The organism is Streptomyces sp. JL2001 (assembly GCF_050917515.1).
In the GTDB taxonomy this organism is placed as follows: Bacteria; Actinomycetota; Actinomycetes; order Streptomycetales; family Streptomycetaceae; genus Streptomyces.
This window is the reverse complement of the sequence record NZ_CP169421.1, coordinates 4,861,957-4,877,979: the sequence shown is the minus strand read 5'-3', so window position 1 is coordinate 4,877,979 and position 16,023 is coordinate 4,861,957. Positions and strand designations below refer to the sequence as shown.

The 16,023-nt window shown below is 71.6% G+C and carries 18 protein-coding genes, 1 tRNA gene and 1 riboswitch; of the genes, 8 read left to right on the top strand and 11 right to left on the bottom strand.

Going from position 1 to position 16,023, the window contains the following annotated elements; all coding sequences use genetic code 11:
• The first annotated feature begins 39 nt into the window (after nt 1-39).
• Nucleotides 40-1,053: an SEC-C domain-containing protein gene (locus ACE1OA_RS21755; protein WP_356775865.1), complete on the top strand. Its 1,014-nt coding sequence runs from the start codon at nt 40-42 to the stop codon at nt 1,051-1,053.
• 125 nt (nt 1,054-1,178) lie between these two features.
• The gene (locus tag ACE1OA_RS21750; RefSeq protein WP_361310608.1) at nt 1,179-1,481 is read left to right on the top strand and encodes a hypothetical protein; all 303 of its coding nucleotides are present in this window, start codon (nt 1,179-1,181) and stop codon (nt 1,479-1,481) included.
• 259 nt (nt 1,482-1,740) lie between these two features.
• On the opposite strand, the gene ACE1OA_RS21745 is transcribed toward ACE1OA_RS21750, so the two are convergent.
• The 4 genes from ACE1OA_RS21745 to ACE1OA_RS21730 all read right to left on the bottom strand — a co-directional run bounded on the left by ACE1OA_RS21745 (nt 1,741) and on the right by ACE1OA_RS21730 (nt 5,826).
• On the bottom strand, nt 1,741-3,102 hold the full coding sequence (locus ACE1OA_RS21745) for a DUF445 domain-containing protein (protein WP_432753242.1): 1,362 nt from the start codon (nt 3,100-3,102) through the stop codon (nt 1,741-1,743).
• A 17-nt stretch (nt 3,103-3,119) separates the two neighbouring features.
• Nucleotides 3,120-4,109, bottom strand: coding sequence for an ABC transporter ATP-binding protein (locus ACE1OA_RS21740; RefSeq protein WP_356599148.1), 990 nt, complete (start codon nt 4,107-4,109; stop codon nt 3,120-3,122).
• A gap of 3 nt (nt 4,110-4,112) precedes the next feature.
• Entirely contained in the window at nt 4,113-4,889 is a 777-nt protein-coding gene (locus ACE1OA_RS21735; protein ID WP_361310711.1) for an ABC transporter permease, read from the bottom strand.
• A 136-nt stretch (nt 4,890-5,025) separates the two neighbouring features.
• Nucleotides 5,026-5,826 carry an ABC transporter permease gene (locus ACE1OA_RS21730; protein ID WP_356599195.1) on the bottom strand — a complete coding sequence of 267 codons (801 nt, stop codon included), beginning with the start codon at nt 5,824-5,826 and terminating at the stop codon, nt 5,026-5,028.
• A gap of 164 nt (nt 5,827-5,990) precedes the next feature.
• Here ACE1OA_RS21730 and ACE1OA_RS21725 point away from each other — a divergent pair, with 164 nt between their 5' ends.
• On the top strand, nt 5,991-8,345 hold the full coding sequence (locus ACE1OA_RS21725; RefSeq protein ID WP_432753241.1) for a transglycosylase domain-containing protein: 2,355 nt from the start codon (nt 5,991-5,993) through the stop codon (nt 8,343-8,345).
• Nucleotides 8,346-8,581: 236 nt separating this feature from the next.
• Here ACE1OA_RS21725 and ACE1OA_RS21720 read toward each other — a convergent pair whose 3' ends face one another.
• From ACE1OA_RS21720 to ACE1OA_RS21710, 3 genes are all read right to left on the bottom strand, one after another.
• A complete protein-coding gene (locus ACE1OA_RS21720) occupies nt 8,582-8,902 on the bottom strand; it encodes a DMT family transporter (protein WP_356604872.1) in 321 nt (106 codons plus the stop codon).
• Nucleotides 8,903-8,934: 32 nt separating this feature from the next.
• Nucleotides 8,935-9,027, bottom strand: a riboswitch (guanidine-III (ykkC-III) riboswitch).
• Nucleotides 9,028-9,156: 129 nt separating this feature from the next.
• The gene (locus ACE1OA_RS21715; RefSeq protein ID WP_147978149.1) at nt 9,157-9,495 is read right to left on the bottom strand and encodes a GroES family chaperonin; all 339 of its coding nucleotides are present in this window, start codon (nt 9,493-9,495) and stop codon (nt 9,157-9,159) included.
• A gap of 46 nt (nt 9,496-9,541) precedes the next feature.
• Nucleotides 9,542-9,862, bottom strand: a complete 321-nt coding sequence (locus tag ACE1OA_RS21710; RefSeq protein WP_356604876.1) for a DUF3618 domain-containing protein — start codon at nt 9,860-9,862, stop codon at nt 9,542-9,544.
• Between the two features lie 121 nt (nt 9,863-9,983).
• Between ACE1OA_RS21710 and bcp the strand changes: the two genes are divergently transcribed.
• The 4 genes from bcp to ACE1OA_RS21690 all read left to right on the top strand — a co-directional run bounded on the left by bcp (nt 9,984) and on the right by ACE1OA_RS21690 (nt 12,047).
• Nucleotides 9,984-10,451: a thioredoxin-dependent thiol peroxidase gene (bcp, locus tag ACE1OA_RS21705; protein ID WP_356604878.1), complete on the top strand. Its 468-nt coding sequence runs from the start codon at nt 9,984-9,986 to the stop codon at nt 10,449-10,451.
• Between the two features lie 153 nt (nt 10,452-10,604).
• Complete coding sequence (locus ACE1OA_RS21700; RefSeq protein WP_432753240.1) at nt 10,605-11,252, top strand: HNH endonuclease signature motif containing protein; 648 nt, start codon at nt 10,605-10,607, stop codon at nt 11,250-11,252.
• Complete coding sequence (locus tag ACE1OA_RS21695; RefSeq protein ID WP_384866819.1) at nt 11,249-11,914, top strand: HNH endonuclease; 666 nt, start codon at nt 11,249-11,251, stop codon at nt 11,912-11,914. The genes ACE1OA_RS21700 and ACE1OA_RS21695 overlap by 4 nt, the downstream gene beginning before the upstream one ends.
• Before the next feature lie 50 nt (nt 11,915-11,964).
• A tRNA-Leu gene (locus ACE1OA_RS21690) sits at nt 11,965-12,047 on the top strand.
• Between the two features lie 56 nt (nt 12,048-12,103).
• Here ACE1OA_RS21690 and rdgB read toward each other — a convergent pair.
• The 4 genes from rdgB to ACE1OA_RS21670 all read right to left on the bottom strand — a co-directional run bounded on the left by rdgB (nt 12,104) and on the right by ACE1OA_RS21670 (nt 14,315).
• Nucleotides 12,104-12,706: an RdgB/HAM1 family non-canonical purine NTP pyrophosphatase gene (gene rdgB / locus ACE1OA_RS21685; RefSeq protein ID WP_356604884.1), complete on the bottom strand. Its 603-nt coding sequence runs from the start codon at nt 12,704-12,706 to the stop codon at nt 12,104-12,106.
• Nucleotides 12,707-12,749: 43 nt separating this feature from the next.
• A complete protein-coding gene (locus ACE1OA_RS21680; RefSeq protein WP_147978155.1) occupies nt 12,750-13,127 on the bottom strand; it encodes a hypothetical protein in 378 nt (125 codons plus the stop codon).
• Between the two features lie 77 nt (nt 13,128-13,204).
• The gene (gene rph, locus ACE1OA_RS21675; RefSeq protein ID WP_356604888.1) at nt 13,205-13,936 is read right to left on the bottom strand and encodes a ribonuclease PH; all 732 of its coding nucleotides are present in this window, start codon (nt 13,934-13,936) and stop codon (nt 13,205-13,207) included.
• 145 nt (nt 13,937-14,081) lie between these two features.
• Nucleotides 14,082-14,315: a PTS glucose/sucrose transporter subunit IIB gene (locus ACE1OA_RS21670; protein ID WP_356604889.1), complete on the bottom strand. Its 234-nt coding sequence runs from the start codon at nt 14,313-14,315 to the stop codon at nt 14,082-14,084.
• Nucleotides 14,316-14,549: 234 nt separating this feature from the next.
• On the opposite strand from ACE1OA_RS21670, the gene ACE1OA_RS21665 reads away from it, so the two are divergent.
• Nucleotides 14,550-15,857: a PTS transporter subunit EIIC gene (locus ACE1OA_RS21665; protein ID WP_356775852.1), complete on the top strand. Its 1,308-nt coding sequence runs from the start codon at nt 14,550-14,552 to the stop codon at nt 15,855-15,857.
• Nucleotides 15,858-16,023: the final 166 nt, after the last annotated feature.

Genomic DNA, 16,023 nt, shown 5'->3' with positions numbered 1-16,023 from the left:
ACCAACTCTCCAGGGCCGTACAGCAGTACGGTGTTGTTCATGCGCCCCGACACGTCTGCCGACCACGCCACCGAAGCCGAGCGTCTGCTGCGCACCGCCGCGCAGTACCCCGAGGACCGGGAGCCGCTGCTGCTCCGCGCGGCGGCCCACCTGGAACTGGCGGGCGACCGCGGACAGGCGACCAGCCTGTACGACTCGCTCCTGTCGTCGGCCCCGCAGGACGCGCACCTGATCCGCGCCCTGAAGGCGGCCAACCTGTGGGAGTACGGCCACGAGGCGGAGGCGCGCGCGATCATCGACGGCGTCCGGGCCGCGGCGCCGCCGGACGCCTCCCCGTGGGAGATCGTCGCCGAGACGCTGGAGGCCCACGACGAGCTGGAGGAGTCGGAGGCGACCTTCACCCAGGCCGCCCGGCTGCTGGCCCCGGCGGGCGCGGCGGGCGACACCCTCCCGTACGCCACCCAGTCGCTGCTGCTGTCCCGCCACCGGGTCCGCCGGATGCTGGCGCTGCCGCACGACGACTGGGACACCCTGGCGGACACCCTGCACACGGCGGACGTGGCCCTGGACGAACTCCACGACCCGAAGCGCCTGTGGTCGCTGGGCTCCTCCGACCCGGCCGAACTCCAGGCCGAGATCGCCCGCCTCCGCAGCGAACTGGGCTCCTACCGCACGGCGTTGTCCCGCCCGTTCCCGGTGGCCGTGCTGCACTGGCCGGAGGCGGAGCTCGACGAACTGCTCGCGGCCTACCCGGAGCTGGAGGCCGAGTACCCCACGTACCGCGCCCACCTGACGGACATCGAGGCGTCCCTGCGCGAACTCGCCGCGGCGGGCACCCCGAACCTCGGCATCGTCCCGGCGACGGTCCCCTCGTACGAGGCCTTCGCCGCCTCGGAGGCCTCCTCCCCGGCGAACGCGGACCTGCTCCCCCAGTACGCCACGACGCTCGCGGCCCGCGGCCGCGCGACGGCCTGGCCCCCGTCCACCGGAGCGGCCTGCTGGTGCGGCTCGGGGCGCGGGTACGGGGAGTGCCACGGGGGCGAGGAGGACTGACGTCGGGCGCGGTGCCCCCAGGCTCCCTCCCCCGCGTCTTCCGGCAGCCCGCCCGCGGTCACGGCGACCCGCGGGCGTAGCGTGGCCGGGACCGGTTCGAGCGTATGAGGAAGAGGGACGGCGTCATGGCGAGGATTCCTGCGGCGGTCGTGGCGGCGAGTGGCCTCGTCGGTGGTTACGCCGTCGCCCGGTACACCGGGAAGCGGCCCCTCGGAGGTGTCGTCCTCGCCGGGGCCGGGGCCGTCGCCGCGCGGGAGTGGCGGCAGGTCGCCGGGGGCCGGACCGCGGCCGCCCTGACCGTCGCCTACGTCGCCGCCTTCGCCGGCTCCCATCCGCTCGCCAAGAAGGTCGGCGCCTGGCCCGCCGTGTTCGGCGTGGCCGGGGCCGTCGCCGCCGCCTCCGTCGGCGCCACCCGCGGCCGGCGCTGACCGCCCGCGGGACCCCGAAGGGCCTCCCGGCCAACCGCCCGCGGGACCCCGGAGGGCCTCCCGGCCCCACCACCCCCGGAACCTCCGGCCGGAACCCCGCAGGGCCTCCAGCCACCTCCCGCCGGACCCCCGCAGAGCCGCCCGCGGCCGCCCGCCGCACCCCCCGAGGAAAAAGACCGGGCGCCCGGCTGAACGCCCCGGACCCCGCGTCCGTACTGGACGGCACCTCCCCACAGTCGCCGGGCGGGTGAGCCGGAACTCACCCGCCCAGCGCGTGGCTCACCGTGTAGATCAGCAGACCCGCCAGCGCGCCGACCACCGTGCCGTTGATCCGGATGAACTGCAGGTCCCGGCCGATGTTCGCCTCGATCTTCCGGGAGGTCTGCGTCGCGTCCCAGCTGGCGACCGTGTCGCTGATCAGGGACGTGATCTCACCCCGGTACGTGGTGACCACATAGGCCGCCGCGTCCTCCGCCCAGCCCTCCACCTTCGCCTGGAGGCGGCCGTCCGTCACCAGCCGGCCGCCCAGGGACATCAGCGAGGCCCGGGCCCGCAGCCGCAGCTGGCTCCGGTCGTCCTCGGCCGCCGCGATGATCAGACCGCGCACGGACGACCAGGCCGAGGCGATGACGTCCTGGATCTCCGGCCGGGCCAGCAGCTCCGACTTCAGGCGCTCCACCCGCGCCCGCGTGTCCGTGTCCGCCTGGAGGTCCGCGGCGAAGTCCCTCAGGAAACGGTCGATCGCGGCCCGCGCCGGATGGCCCGGCATGTCCCGCATCTCCGTCACGAAACGGAGCAGCTCCCTGTAGACCCGCTCGCCCACCCGGCGGTCCACGAAACGCGGCGTCCAGCCCGGCGCCCCGCCCTGGACCGCGTCCATCACCGAGTCCCCGTGGAACACCAGCCAGTCGTACGCCTTCGCGCACACCAGGTCCACCGCCCGGCGGTGCGAACCGTCGGCGACGATCCGCTCCAGCGTCTTGCCGAGGCCCGGCGCGATCTCCGCCGCCTCCGCCCGCCGGGTGATCGCCTCGCCGACGACCGCCTGCACGTCGGCGTCCCGCAGCACCGTCAGCGCGCCGCGCAGCGCCGTCGCCAGCTCCCTCGTCACCCGGTCCGCGTGCGCCGGCTCCGCCAGCCAGGCACCCAGCCGGCCGGCGACACCCAGACCGTGCAGCCGGCCGCGGACGACGTCCGCCGACAGGAAGTTCTCGCCCACGAACGACCCGAGAGAAGCACCCAGCTGGTCCTTCTTCGTCGGGATGATCGCGGTGTGCGGGATCGGCAGACCCAGCGGACGCCGGAAGAGCGCCGTCACCGCGAACCAGTCGGCGAGCGCGCCCACCATGCCCGCCTCCGCCGCCGCCGCCACGTACCCGGTCCAGGCGCCCCAGCCCTCGTTCTTCGCCCAGGTCGCCAGGACGTAGACGACGGCCACGAACAGCAGCAGCCCGGTCGCGAACGTCTTCATCCGGCGGACGCCGCGACTCTTCTCCGCGTCCGCCGCCGTGTACGCGAACGCCGCCAGCGGCCTCCGCGACACGGAGGCGCCCGCCGGCCCGCCATCGCCGCCGGCCGCGCCCGGCGGCCCGTCCCCCGCCTCGGTCCTCGTCTCGCTCATCACCTGACCTCCCTACATCAGGGACTCCCCGCGCGCACCCCGAGTTCCCGTGCCCCGCCGCCCTCCCCGTACATCTTCGCGATCACGGCCTCGATGTCCGGCTCCCGCACCGACAGGTCCACCAACGGATACGCCGCCGCCACCGCCGCCACGATCGGCGCCGCCGACGCCGACGACGGGAACGCCAGGACCTGCCGCGGGCCCTCCGCGCGGACGAACCGCGCCCCCGCCACCTCGATCGGCGCCGACTCCCGCTCCAGGTCCACCACGAGCAGCCGCTCGCCCTCCCCCACCGCGTGCAGCCCGGCCAGCGTCCCGTCGTACATCAGCCGCCCGTGGTCGATCACCATCACCCGCTTGCACAGCTGCTCGATGTCCGTCAGATCGTGGGTGGTCAGCAGGACCGTCGTCCCCCGCGAGGCGTTCAGCTCGCGCAGGAACTCCCGTACCCGCGCCTTCGACACCACGTCGAGGCCGATCGTCGGCTCGTCCAGGTACAGCACGTCCGGATCGTGCAGCAGGGCCGCCGCGATGTCGCCCCGCATCCGCTGCCCCAGCGACAGCTGCCGCACCGGCACGTCCAGCAGCTCGCCCAGCTCCAGCAGCTCCACGCACCGCCCCAGGTTCGCGGCGAAACGGTCGTCCGGGATCCGGTACATCCGGTGCACCAGACGGTAGGAATCCCGCAGCGGCAGATCCCACCACAGCGTCGTCCGCTGCCCGAACACCACCCCGATACGCTGCGCCAGCCGGGTCCGCTCCCGCGACGGATCGATCCCGGCGACCCGCAGCCGGCCCCCGCTCGGCGTCAGGATCCCGGTCAGCATCTTGATCGTCGTCGACTTGCCGGCACCGTTCGGCCCGATGTAGCCGACCATCTCCCCGCGCTCCACCCCGAAGGTGATCCCGTCGACCGCCCGCACCTCCCGCTTCTCCCGGCGGACCAGGCCCGCCCGGCGCCGGACGGTGAAGACCTTCTCGACGTCCTCCAGCTCGATGAAGGCCATGCCTCAGCTCCCTGTCGATCGGTACGAACGAAGCCCCGCGCGCCACGCCAGGCCCGCGAGGGCGCAGCACACGGCCGCGACCACCGGCGACAGGAACGCCGCCCACCCGGGCACCCCGGCCGGAGCCGGCCGCCCCAGGACGTACAACGCCGGCAGCCAGTTCACGAACGCCAGCGGCACGACGTAGACCACCCCCTTCACCAGATCCTGCGCGAAGATCGTCGGCGGGTACTGCAGGAGCGTGTTGCCCCCGTACGTGAAGGAGTTGGTGACCTCCGCCGCGTCCTGCGCCAGGAACAGCGCCGACGCCCCCACCACCATCACCGCCGAGAAGATCACCGTGCCGCACAGCACCATCGCCGGCACCAGCAGCACCTTCGCCGCCGTCCAGTCCACGTCCAGGACCACCAGCGACCAGACCAGCACCAGCGCCCCCTGCGCCACCCTGCCCAGCCGGCGCAGCGCGAACTTGTCCGCCGCGACCTGCGCGAGCACCGGCGCGGGCCGCATCAGGAACGTGTCGAGCGAGCCGTCGCGCACCCGCTTGCCCATGCGCTGCAGCGAGCCCATCGTCAGGTCCGCGAGACCGAAGGACGTACCGGTCGTCCCGTACAGGAAGGCGACCTCGCCGAAGGAGAACCCGCCGAGCCCCTCCACCTGGCCGAACATCAGCAGGATGACGACGAAGTCGAACAGCGTGACCGTGAAACTGCTGAACAGGGTCAGCGCGAACGAGGAACGGTACGTCGTCGTCGACCGGATCCACATCCCCGCGACCATCCGGTACGTACGCCACGACTCGGCGACGACCCCACCGCGAGGCGGGAACACGGCCGCCCCCTCCTCACACGGAACCCCGCACCGGCCGCGGTCCCCGGCCGGGAACCCGGTCACCGCCCCGCCACGGGCCGGGGACTCAGCCACCCTGCACCACCACCTTCCGCGTCGCGAGCCGCTGCGCCAGCCGCCCGGCCGCCAGCAGCACCACCGCCCAGCCCGCCTGGAAGCCGTACGCCCCCAGCAGCTCCGGACCCTCGTACTTCCCCAGGAACACGTCCGCCGGGATCTGCAGCATCGACGCCCAGGGCAGCGTCCGGGCCAGCTCGCCCAGCGCCCCCGGGAACACGTTCAGCGGCAGCAGCATCCCCGAGAAGAACAGCCCGCCCAGCCACACCACCTGCACGACCCCCTGACCGTCCATCAGCCAGAAGGCGCTCATCGCGACCAGGTACCAGATCGCGAAGCTCACGACCGAGCCCAGCGCCACGGCCAGCACGAAGGCGATCCAGGTCACCGGACGCTCCGGCAGAGCGATGTCGAACACGAGCGCGCCCACCACCATCGGAGCCACCCCCCGACCGAGCAGCTGGTAGGCCGCCCGGCCCGCGTTGGCCGAGAACCACCAGGCCTGCAGATCTGCCGGACGGTACAGGTCGACGGCGATGTCCCCGGTCCTGATCCGCTCGATCAGCTCCTCCTCGAACCCGCCGCCCATCAGCCCGCAGACCGTGATCAGCCCCTGGCCGATCCACACGTAGGCCAGCGCCTCGGCCATGTCGTACCCGCCCAGATGCGGCCGCTCGTCCCACAGGGCGATGTAGGTGTACGACAGGACGATCCCGAAGACGGTGTTGGTGAACACCCCCGCCGCCGTGGCCAAGCGGTACGTGGCATGGCGCCGGAACCCGCCCTGGGCGACCGTCGCGTACAGCCGCAGCATGCCGCCTCCTCCCTGACGCCCCGTCGGCGACACCAAAGCGCACGACCCTAGCGATCCCACCCCGCCACCGCGAGTGCTTTTCGAGTCGCAATCCTGGCTTCTGTCACGTTGCGTGCAGTATGGGGAGGCCATCCCCTTCGTCCGGTACGGGAGCTCCCCACATGAGCGACGGCCAGCCACCGCGGCCCGGCTGGAAGCCAAAGGACCCCACGGTCCCCACCAGGCCCCCCCACGCCACAGCGCCGGCCAAGGCCGCCACCAAGGCCCCGCCCCGCCGGCCACCCCGGCGACGACGGGTCCTGCGGACCCTGCTCGGCACGTTCCTCCTCGGCACCCTGCTGCTGACCGGCGCCTTCCTCGCCGGCTACCTGCTCGTCCACATCCCGCCCGCCAACTCCGCCGCGACCGCCCAGTCCAACATCTACCTCTACCGCGACGGCACCCAGATCGCCCGCGACGGCGAGGTCAACCGCGAGAACATCCGCCTGGACCAGGTCCCCCACAGCGTCCAGCACGCCGTACTCGCCGCCGAGGACCGCGACTTCTACTCCGAACGGGCGGTGGACCCCAAAGCCATGGTCCGCGCCGCCTGGAACACCCTCAACGGCAAGGGCAAGCAGTCCGGCTCCACCCTGACCCAGCAGTACGTCAAGAACTACTACCTCGGCCAGGAACAGACGGTCACCCGCAAGGTCAAGGAGTTCTTCATCGCCATCAAGCTCAACCGCGAGAAGAGCAAGGACGAGATCTTCGAGGGATACCTCAACACCAGCTACTTCGGCCGCAACGCCTACGGCATCCAGGCCGCCGCCCGCGCCTACTACGGCAAGGACGCCCACGCCCTCGACACCGCCGAAGGCGCCTACCTCGCCTCACTCCTCAACGCCCCCACCGCCTACGACATCGCCACGCACCCCGAGAACCGGCCCAAGGCCCTCGCACGCTGGAACTACGTCCTGGACGGCATGGTCAAGGAGAAGTGGCTGAGCCCCACGGCCCGCACCGCCGCCGCCTTCCCCACCCCGCACACCGCCCGCCCCACGACCAGCCTCTCCGGCCAGCGCGGCTACATCGTCCAGGCCGTCGAGGACTACCTCACCCGCACCATCGACGAGAAGACCCTGGCCGGCGGCGGCTACCGGATCACCACCACCCTGGAACGGCCCAAGCAGGACGCCTTCGTCGCCGCCGTCCACGAACAGGTCACCTCCCGGCTCGACCCGGCACGCAACCCGACCGACCGCTACGTCCGCGTCGGCGGAGCGGCCGTCGACCCGGCCAGCGGACGCGTCCTCGCCCTCTACGGCGGCATCGACTACACCCGCCAGTACGTCAACAACGCCACCCGCCGCGACTACCAGGTCGGCTCCACCTTCAAGCCCTTCGTCTTCACCGCGGCCGTCGAGACCGCCGCACAGACCCAGGACGGCCGCCCGATCACCCCGAACACCTACTACGACGGCACCAACCGCCGCCTCGTGGACGGCTGGCCCGGCGAACCCTACGACCCCGCCAACGAGGACGACGCCTCCTACGGCGACATCACCGTCCGCACCGCCACCGACCAGTCGGTGAACGCCGTGTACGCGCAGATGGCGGTGGACGTCGGCCCCGGGAGAGTCCGGGACACCGCCGTCGCCCTCGGACTGCCGGCCACCACACCCGACCTGAACGCCTCCCCCTCCATCGCCCTGGGACCCGCCACCGCGAGCGTCCTCGACCTCGCCGAGGCCTACGCCACCCTCGCCAACCACGGCCGCCACGGCGACTACACCCTCGTCGACTCGATCAGCAGGAACGGCCACGAACTCGACCTGCCCGACACCGAGGGCACCCAGGCCGTCACCCGCGAGGCCGCCGACACGACGACGGCGATCCTGCGCAGCGTGGTGGAGACCGGCACGGGGACCGCGGCACGCGCCGCCGGCCGCCCCGCCGCGGGCAAGACCGGCACCGCCGAGGAGGACCGCGCCGCCTGGTTCGCCGGGTACACCCCCGACCTGGCGACCGTCGTCACGATCATGGGCCAGGACCCGGACACCGGCGAACAGAAGTCGCTGTACGGAGCACTCGGCATGGCCCGCGTCAACGGCGGCGGCCCACCCGCCGAGATCTGGGCCCAGTTCACCCGGGAGGCACTGGCCGGCACCGAACCCAGGGAGTTCGAGCTCCAACTCGGCGAAGGCGCCGAGGAACCGCCCGCCCCGGACGCGACGCGCCCCGACCCCGCGGACGGCCGGGCCGACGACCCCGCGGAGGACGAGGAAGAGGGCGCGGCGGACGAGCAGGCCCAGGGCCCGCCGCACCCCGCACGCCCCCGTCAGCCCCCGCGCGACCCGGGCACCCAGGACGGCGCCGGCCCGGCGGACAGGACCCGCGGCGGCACCGGGACGACCGGCTCCCCCGCCACGAACACGGACACCCGGCCGCCCCGCACCGCCGGCTCCACCCAGGACACGCTCCAGCCACCCCAGGCACCCCCACCGCCCCCACTCCCGGCACCGCCGGGCGGGTGACGGCCGAACCACGCGGAAACCCCCGACCGGGCGGGACCATCCGGCCGGGCAGGCCCGAGGAGCCGTTCGGACCTAGGTCCTGTCCGGGCGATCTTCGAGGACCGGCCGCGGCGTCGGATGTGGTGCATCGCAAGCCGGAGGATCGCCCTCGTACTGGGCGTACTCGGGCGACTCCGACAACGCCGCGAGGTGCCGCAGCCGTCGTCGCGGGCCCGAGAAGATCGCCCGGACAGGACCTAATGTCCCGAGGTCGCCTTCAGCCCCACGACGGCGACCAGCAGCAGACAGACGAAGAAGATCCGGGCGGCGGTCGCCGGCTCACCCAGCACCACCATGCCGAGCACCGCCGCACCGGCCGCGCCGATACCGACCCAGACGCCGTACGCCGTACCGATCGGCAGCGTCTTGGCGGCCTGCGACAGCAGCACCATCGAGGCGACGATCCCGGCGCCGGTGAGCAGGCTGGGACCCAGCCGCGTGAACCCGTCGGTGTACTTCATGCCGATCGACCAGCCGACCTCGAGCAGACCGGCCACGATGAGAAGGACCCAGGCCATGACGACGAACCTCCGCGAGACGTATCAACAGGGGTGCGTCGTCTTTGCGTATCGTGCGAACAGAGCACACGAGGCCCGGTACGGCGCGTCTCGTCGGGTGGCTCCAGCCTAGCAAGAAGCAGACAAAAGGCCTGGTGACAACGGTCACCAGGCCTTACGGCGAAGCCGACCCCGGCCCCGCAGGACCCGGGTCGCACGGCACCGGCCCGCGAGGAGCCGGCCCCCGGACGGGACGCCGGCCCGCGGTGCCCGGCCTACAGGTACAGGCCCGTCGAGTCCGTGGACCCCTCGAACCGGTCCGCGGCCACCGCGTGCAGGTCGCGCTCCCGCATCAGGACGTACGCGATGCCCCGCACCTCGACCTCGGCACGGTCCTCGGGGTCGTACAGGACCCGGTCGCCGATCTCGACCGTACGGACGTTCTGGCCGACCGCGACCACCTCGGCCCAGGCCAGCCGGCGGCCGACCGCGGCCGTGGCCGGGATCAGGATGCCGCCGCCCGACCGCCGCTCCCCCTCGGGAGAGTCGGTCCGGACCAGGACGCGGTCATGGAGCATCCGGATGGGCAACTTGTCGTGGGTGTTCTCGCTCACGACTCGAACCTACCCGCCCGGGCGTGTCGCCCGTACTCGGGAGGGGTCATCCCTTGTGCCTGCGGGACGAGGCCGCGAGCAGGCCGACGAGTGCCACGGCGACCAGCGCCACCGGCACCACCCGCTCCAGCCGCGGCTGACCGTCCTCGTAGGTGAAGCGGGCCTTCACTCCGGACACCGTCCGGTTCACGGCGGCGAACGCGCGGCCGGCGGTGTGGTCGACCGTGGAGGTCACCTTCGCCTTGGCGTCGCCGATGATCGTCTTCGGGTGCACCCGAATGCCGATCTCGTCGAGAGTGACGGCAAGCTGGTCGCGCCGGCGGACGATGTCCGCCTCGATCTGCGCAGGGGTCCTGGCGTCCGACACCGCGCTGCCTCCGTAGTCGTAATCGGTCGTTGACGGACAGTCTCTCAGCTTCGCGGCCCCTGGTCCGTCCCAGGCCCCCATTAGGCTCGGTCGTGTACGCGTACATACTCCGAGGAGAGCCATGAGCGAGCGACTTCAGCCCGGTGACACCGCCCCCGCCTTCACGCTGCCCGACGCGGACGGCAACGAGGTCTCGCTCGCGGACCACAAGGGCCGGAAGGTGATCGTCTACTTCTACCCGGCCGCGCTCACCCCGGGCTGCACGAAGCAGGCCTGCGACTTCACCGACAACCTCGACCTGCTGGCCGGCGCCGGCTACGACGTCATCGGCGTGTCCCCGGACAAGCCGGCGAAGCTCGCGAAGTTCCGCGAGCAGGAGTCCCTCAAGGTCACGCTGGTCGGCGACCCGGAGAAGACGGTCCTGGAGGCGTACGGCGCCTTCGGCGAGAAGAAGCTGTACGGCAAGACGGTCACGGGCGTCATCCGCTCGACGGTCGTCGTCGACGAGGAGGGCAAGGTCGAGCGGGCGCTGTACAACGTGAAGGCCACCGGCCACGTCGCCAAGATCATCAAGGACCTCGGCATCTGACCCCGGCCACCGGCCACCGCCCCACCCGACGGCCCGCACCGCCCACCCGGCGGGGCGGGCCGCGGCGCGTTCCCGACGTGACCGTCCGATATTCGGCTCGTTACTCCGTACGAGGCCACGAACAGGTGGCCGGAGCACCGGAGGGGAGCCGGGATGCCGGTGAGTCCGTACACACGGGAGCGCCTGACGAGGGCGGCCGCGTCGTCCCGCACGCTGTCGGAGGCGCTGGAGAAGCTGGGGGTGGACCCCGGGAGCACCTCGCGCCGGTACGTCCACGACCGCATGCGCCGACTCGGGGTCGACACCTCGCACTTCGAGCGGGAGGGGGTGCGGTGGACGCGGGAGGTGCTGGAGCCGGTGGTCGCGGCGTCGACCAGCGTCTGCGACGTGCTGCGGCGACTGGGGCTCGACGTCGTGGGCGGCCATCACGCCCACATCAGTCGGCGGATCAAGCGGTACGGCATCGACACCTCGCACTTCGGGACTCCGTCCGGGGCTCCCGTGCCCCGTCGCCGGGTGCCGGAGCCGATGCTCGGGGAGCAGGCTCCGGACGCGGGACGGGTGTCGAGCAGGCGCCTCAAGCACGCCCTCACGGCGCTGGGCGTCGCGGAGCGCTGCGCGCTCTGCGGAACCGGGCCCCTGTGGCAGGGACACCCGCTCCCCCTGGAGGTCGACCACGCCGACGGAGACTGGCGCAACAACCGGGTCGAGAACCTGCGGCTGCTCTGCCCCAACTGCCACTCGACGACGGACACCTATCGAGGACGAGGCAAGCGCCGGACCCGGAGCGTGACTTCGTGAGCGAGCCGATCCGCTACACCCGTGAACGGCTGCTCGAAGCCGCCGCGCGGTGCCGGGACATCGACGAGGTCATCGCCTTCTTCGGCACCCGTCCGTACGGACAGTTGCGCGGCTACCTGTGGCGCCGTTTCGCATACCACGGCATCGACGCCTCCCACCTCCGCCGCAGCGGCTACCGGAAGCGCGGATCCCGCCCCTCGGCGGAGGAACTCCGCGACGCCGTCGCCCGCTCCGTCTCTCTGGCGGGCGCTCTGCGGCTCCTCGGCCGACCGGACAACACCCACCAGCGGGCGACCCTGAAACGGTGGATCGCCGAAGACGGCCTGGCCACCGGGCACTTCCTGGGGGTGGCGCACCGGCGCGGCGGGCCGGGCACCACGCCACGTCTCGGCGCCGGGAGCATGCTGGTGAAGCACGAGGGCAGGCGCAGGACCCGGTCGTCCCACCTGCGCCGCGCTCTTGCCGAGCTCGGGGTCCCGGAGCGATGCGCGCACTGCGGCACCGGCCCGGTGTGGCACGGAAGGCCGATGACTCTGGAGGTCGACCACATCAACGGCGACTGGAGTGACGACCGCGCCGACAACCTGCGGCTCCTCTGCCCGAACTGCCACGCGATCACGAGCACCTGGTGCCGGGGAGGCGGCCGGCGGACCGCCCGGTAACAACACCCGGGCGGCCGCGGGCGGGTGCCCGCTACCATGGCAGGCGGCGAGCGGTCGTGGTGGAATGGCAGACACTCTGGGTTTAGGTCCCAGTGGGGTAACACCCGTGAGGGTTCGAATCCCTCCGACCGCACCCATCGCGACCTTCGAATCCCAGGTTCGAAGGTCGCGGCCTTTTCCGCACCCCCCTCAGCCCAACAACTCCCGCACCACCGGCACCAGCGCCCGGAACGCCTTGCCGCGGTGGCTGATCGCGTTCTTCTCCGCCGGCGTCAGCTGCGCGCAGGTCACCTCGTGGCCCTCCGGCTGGAGGATCGGGTCGTAGCCGAAGCCGTTCGTGCCGACCGGGGCGAAGCGCAGGGTGCCGGGCATCGTGCCCTCGACGACGCGTTCCGTGCCGTCCGGGAGGGCGAGCGCGGCCGCGCAGGCGAAGTGGGCGCCGCGGTGGGGGGTGTCGATGTCGGCGATCTGGGCGAGGAGCAGGTCGAGGTTGGCGCGGTCGTCGCCGTGGGTGCCGGCCCAGCGGGCGGAGAAGATGCCGGGGGCGCCGTTGAGGACGTCGACGCAGAGGCCGGAGTCGTCGGCGACGGCGGGCAGGCCGGTGGCCTGGGCGAGGGCGTGGGCCTTGAGGAGGGCGTTCTCGGCGAAGGTGACGCCGGTCTCCTTGGTGTCGGGGATCTCCGGGTACGCGTCCGCGCCGACGAGTTCGTGGGTGAGTCCTGCGTCGGCGAGGATCGCGTGGAGTTCGGTGATCTTCCCGGCGTTGCGGGTGGCGAGGATGAGGCGGGTCATGTCCTCGATTATCGGGTCCGGGCCGCCCGCGGTGGTTCGTGGGCTAACCGGGGGTGCAGACCTTGCCGATCTCGGTGGCGGCGTCGGTGATGGGCTTGATGTCCGGGGTGGTGTCGCCGTTGTTGACGGCGGTGCGGACGGAGTCGACGCCCTTGGTGAGGTCGTCGACGGCCTTGGAGAGGTCGGCGTTGTCGGTGGTGTCCTTGAGGTTGCCGAGTTCGGTGGATATGTCGTTGAGCGCCTCGTTGAGCTGGGTGGGGTCGTTGGAGGCGTTCGAGACGGCCTGCTGGAGCTTGTCGACGCTGGTGGCGATCGCGTCGGCGGTCTGGACGCAGTCCAGTGCCTTGTCGAGGGCTCCGCAGCCGACGAGGCTGGTGAGTGCGGCGGCTGTGGCCACGGCGAGTGCGAGTCGGCGCTTCAAGTCGGGTCCTCCCCTGGGTACGGAACGGGCGCACGGTTCTGGCCGTGCGCCCGTGTTGTCAATGACGCCTTCGTGGCTCAGAGAGTTCCTTCGAGTGCCTGGCGCTGGATCTCGGCGAGTTCGGCGCAGCCGCCGGAGGCGAGGTCGAGGAGGGCGTTGAGTTCCTTGCGGTCGAAGGGCTCGGCTTCGGCGGTGCCCTGGACTTCGACGAAGCGGCCGTCGCCGGTGCAGACGACGTTCATGTCGGTCTCGGCGCGGACGTCCTCTTCGTAGCGGAGGTCGAGGAGGGGGGTGCCGTCGACGATGCCGACGGAGACGGCGGCGACGGTGCCGGTGAGGGGCTTGCGGCCGGGCTTGACGAGCTTCTTGGCCTGGGCCCAGGTGATGGCGTCGGCGAGGGCGACGTAGGCGCCGGTGATGGCGGCGGTGCGGGTGCCGCCGTCGGCCTGGAGGACGTCGCAGTCGAGGACGATGGTGTTCTCGCCGAGGGCTTTGTAGTCGACGACGGCGCGCAGGGAGCGGCCGATGAGGCGGGAGATCTCGTGGGTGCGGCCGCCGATCTTGCCGCGGACGGATTCGCGGTCGCCGCGGGTGTTGGTGGCGCGGGGGAGCATGGAGTACTCGCCGGTGATCCAGCCTTCGCCGCTGCCCTTGCGCCAGCGCGGGACGCCTTCGGTGACGGAGGCGGTGCAGAAGACCTTGGTGTCACCGAAGGAGATGAGGACGGAGCCCTCGGCGTGCTTGCTCCATCCGCGTTCGATGGTGACGGGGCGGAGCTGTTCGGGGGTACGGCCGTCGATTCGAGACATGGGGGGAGCCTAGCCGCACAGGAAGGAGGGCCCGTTCCGGTGTGGGAGCGGGCCCTCTTTCAGGTGAGCGGGTGAGCGGTGCGAGGGGGGCCGGCGTGGGGTGCGGGCTGGGCTCGGGTGGGCTCGGCTCGGTGGTGAGCGGGTGTCACATCATGTCTTCGATGTCGGCGGCGATGGGGTCGGCGTCGGTGCCGATGACGACCTGGATCGCGGTGCCCATCTTGACGACGCCGTGGGCGCCGGCTGCCTTGAGTGCGGCTTCGTCGACCTTGGTGGGGTCGATGACCTCGGTGCGGAGTCGGGTGATGCAGCCCTCGACCTCTTCGATGTTGTCGATGCCGCCGAGCCCGGCGACGATCTTCTCAGCCTTGCTGGCCATGTGTTTCTCCCTGTCCGTTCCGTTCGGAGAACGTGAGTCTCGGCGCACCGAAGGTCCGCTTTGTCACGGTAACCCACGGTTGGCCCAACTTCGCGAGCGGGCAACCGCCTTCTACCGAATGATGACGATCACCGGCGCCCTGCCCGCAGCGGGCTCCGAGAGCCTATCGCAACTGGTCTACACCAGTGTGCAACGACCGTCGGGGCGACCGGTTCCGGCCGAGGGAGGATGCGGATGAGCAGCGACAGCGCCGCAGCACCAGCACCTGCGAGGAAGCCGTTCTGGGGCAGCGCCTTCCAGGGGCTCCAGAAGATGGGCCGCAGCCTGCAGCTGCCCATCGCCGTGCTCCCGGCGGCCGGCATCCTGAACCGCCTCGGTCAGCCCGACGTGTTCGGCGCCGACGGCCTGGGCTGGGACAACGTCGCCAAGGTGATGGCGGGCGCGGGCGGCGCGCTGCTCGACGGCAACCTGGGCCTGCCCCTGCTGTTCTGCATCGGCGTGGCGATCGGCATGGCCAAGAAGGCGGACGGCTCGACCGCGCTCGCGGCGACGGTCGGCTTCCTCGTCTACTACAACGTGCTGCGCCAGTTCCCCGAGACGTGCCCGGAGGGCACGGTGGACATCAACGGCGGCTGCCTCGCTCCCGAGCAGGCGTTCAGCGGGTACACGTACCAGAATCCGGGTGTCTTCGGCGGCATCGTCATCGGACTGCTCGCGGCGTGGTTCTGGCAGCGGTACCACCGGGTGAGGCTGGTGGACTGGCTGGGCTTCTTCAACGGCCGCCGGCTGGTGCCGATCATCATGACGTTCGTGGCGATCGCCTTCGCGTCGCTGTGTCTGTGGGTGTGGCCGCCGATCGGCGACGGGCTGGAGAACTTCAGCGACTGGCTGGTGGGCCTCGGTTCGTGGGGTTCGGGGATCTTCGGTCTGGCGAACCGCGCGCTGCTGGTGATCGGCCTGCACCAGTTCCTCAACGTGCCGATCTGGTTCCAGTTCGGCACGTACACCAAGCCGGACGGCACGACGGTCCACGGCGACATCCCCATGTTCCTGGCCGGCGACCCGGACGCCGGTCAGTTCCTGACGGGCTTCTTCCCGATCATGATGTTCGCCCTGCCGGCGGCGGCGCTGGCGATCACGCACTGCGCGCGGCCGCACCGCCGCAAGGAGGTCGGCGGCCTGATGCTCTCGGTGGCGCTGACGTCGTTCGTCACCGGCATCACCGAGCCGATCGAGTACTCGTTCCTCTTCATCGCGCCGGCGCTGTACGCGATCCACGCCGTCCTCACGGGCGTCTCGATGGCCGTGACCTGGGCGTTCGGCGTGAGGGACGGCTTCAGCTTCTCGGCCGGTCTGATCGACTACGTGATCAACTGGAATCTCGCGACGAAGCCCTGGCTGATCATTCCGATCGGTCTCGCGTTCGCGGCCGTGTACTACGTGATCTTCCGCTTCGCGATCACCAAGTTCGACCTGCCGACGCCCGGCCGCGAGCCGGATGAGGTGGCGGAGCAGATGGAGCAGGACGTGACCAAGGCGTAGGGGCCGCCTCCCCCTGCGGAGCCGGGGCTTTCGTCCCCTTTCGCGGAGCCGCGCCAGGCCCCCGGACCTCATGGTCCGGGGGCCTTTTGCCGTCCATGTCCGGCTATGGCTCAGCCCACAAAATTCGAAGGTTCCTTATCTAAGTCACACGTGCTACAACTGGTCT

What these genes read in the sequence shown, in the direction of transcription:
- ACE1OA_RS21755 (WP_356775865.1), top strand. Translation starts at nt 40, where the DNA reads ATGCGCCCCGACACGTCTGCCGACCACGCCACCGAAGCCGAGCGTCTG.
- ACE1OA_RS21750 (WP_361310608.1), top strand. Translation starts at nt 1,179, where the DNA reads ATGGCGAGGATTCCTGCGGCGGTCGTGGCGGCGAGTGGCCTCGTCGGT.
- ACE1OA_RS21745 (WP_432753242.1), bottom strand. Translation starts at nt 3,102, where the DNA reads ATGAGCGAGACGAGGACCGAGGCGGGGGACGGGCCGCCGGGCGCGGCC.
- ACE1OA_RS21740 (WP_356599148.1), bottom strand. Translation starts at nt 4,109, where the DNA reads ATGGCCTTCATCGAGCTGGAGGACGTCGAGAAGGTCTTCACCGTCCGG.
- ACE1OA_RS21735 (WP_361310711.1), bottom strand. Translation starts at nt 4,889, where the DNA reads ATGGTCGCGGGGATGTGGATCCGGTCGACGACGACGTACCGTTCCTCG.
- ACE1OA_RS21725 (WP_432753241.1), top strand. Translation starts at nt 5,991, where the DNA reads ATGAGCGACGGCCAGCCACCGCGGCCCGGCTGGAAGCCAAAGGACCCC.
- ACE1OA_RS21720 (WP_356604872.1), bottom strand. Translation starts at nt 8,902, where the DNA reads ATGGCCTGGGTCCTTCTCATCGTGGCCGGTCTGCTCGAGGTCGGCTGG.
- bcp (WP_356604878.1), top strand. Translation starts at nt 9,984, where the DNA reads ATGAGCGAGCGACTTCAGCCCGGTGACACCGCCCCCGCCTTCACGCTG.
- ACE1OA_RS21700 (WP_432753240.1), top strand. Translation starts at nt 10,605, where the DNA reads ATGCCGGTGAGTCCGTACACACGGGAGCGCCTGACGAGGGCGGCCGCG.
- rdgB (WP_356604884.1), bottom strand. Translation starts at nt 12,706, where the DNA reads ATGACCCGCCTCATCCTCGCCACCCGCAACGCCGGGAAGATCACCGAA.
- rph (WP_356604888.1), bottom strand. Translation starts at nt 13,936, where the DNA reads ATGTCTCGAATCGACGGCCGTACCCCCGAACAGCTCCGCCCCGTCACC.
- ACE1OA_RS21670 (WP_356604889.1), bottom strand. Translation starts at nt 14,315, where the DNA reads ATGGCCAGCAAGGCTGAGAAGATCGTCGCCGGGCTCGGCGGCATCGAC.
- ACE1OA_RS21665 (WP_356775852.1), top strand. Translation starts at nt 14,550, where the DNA reads ATGAGCAGCGACAGCGCCGCAGCACCAGCACCTGCGAGGAAGCCGTTC.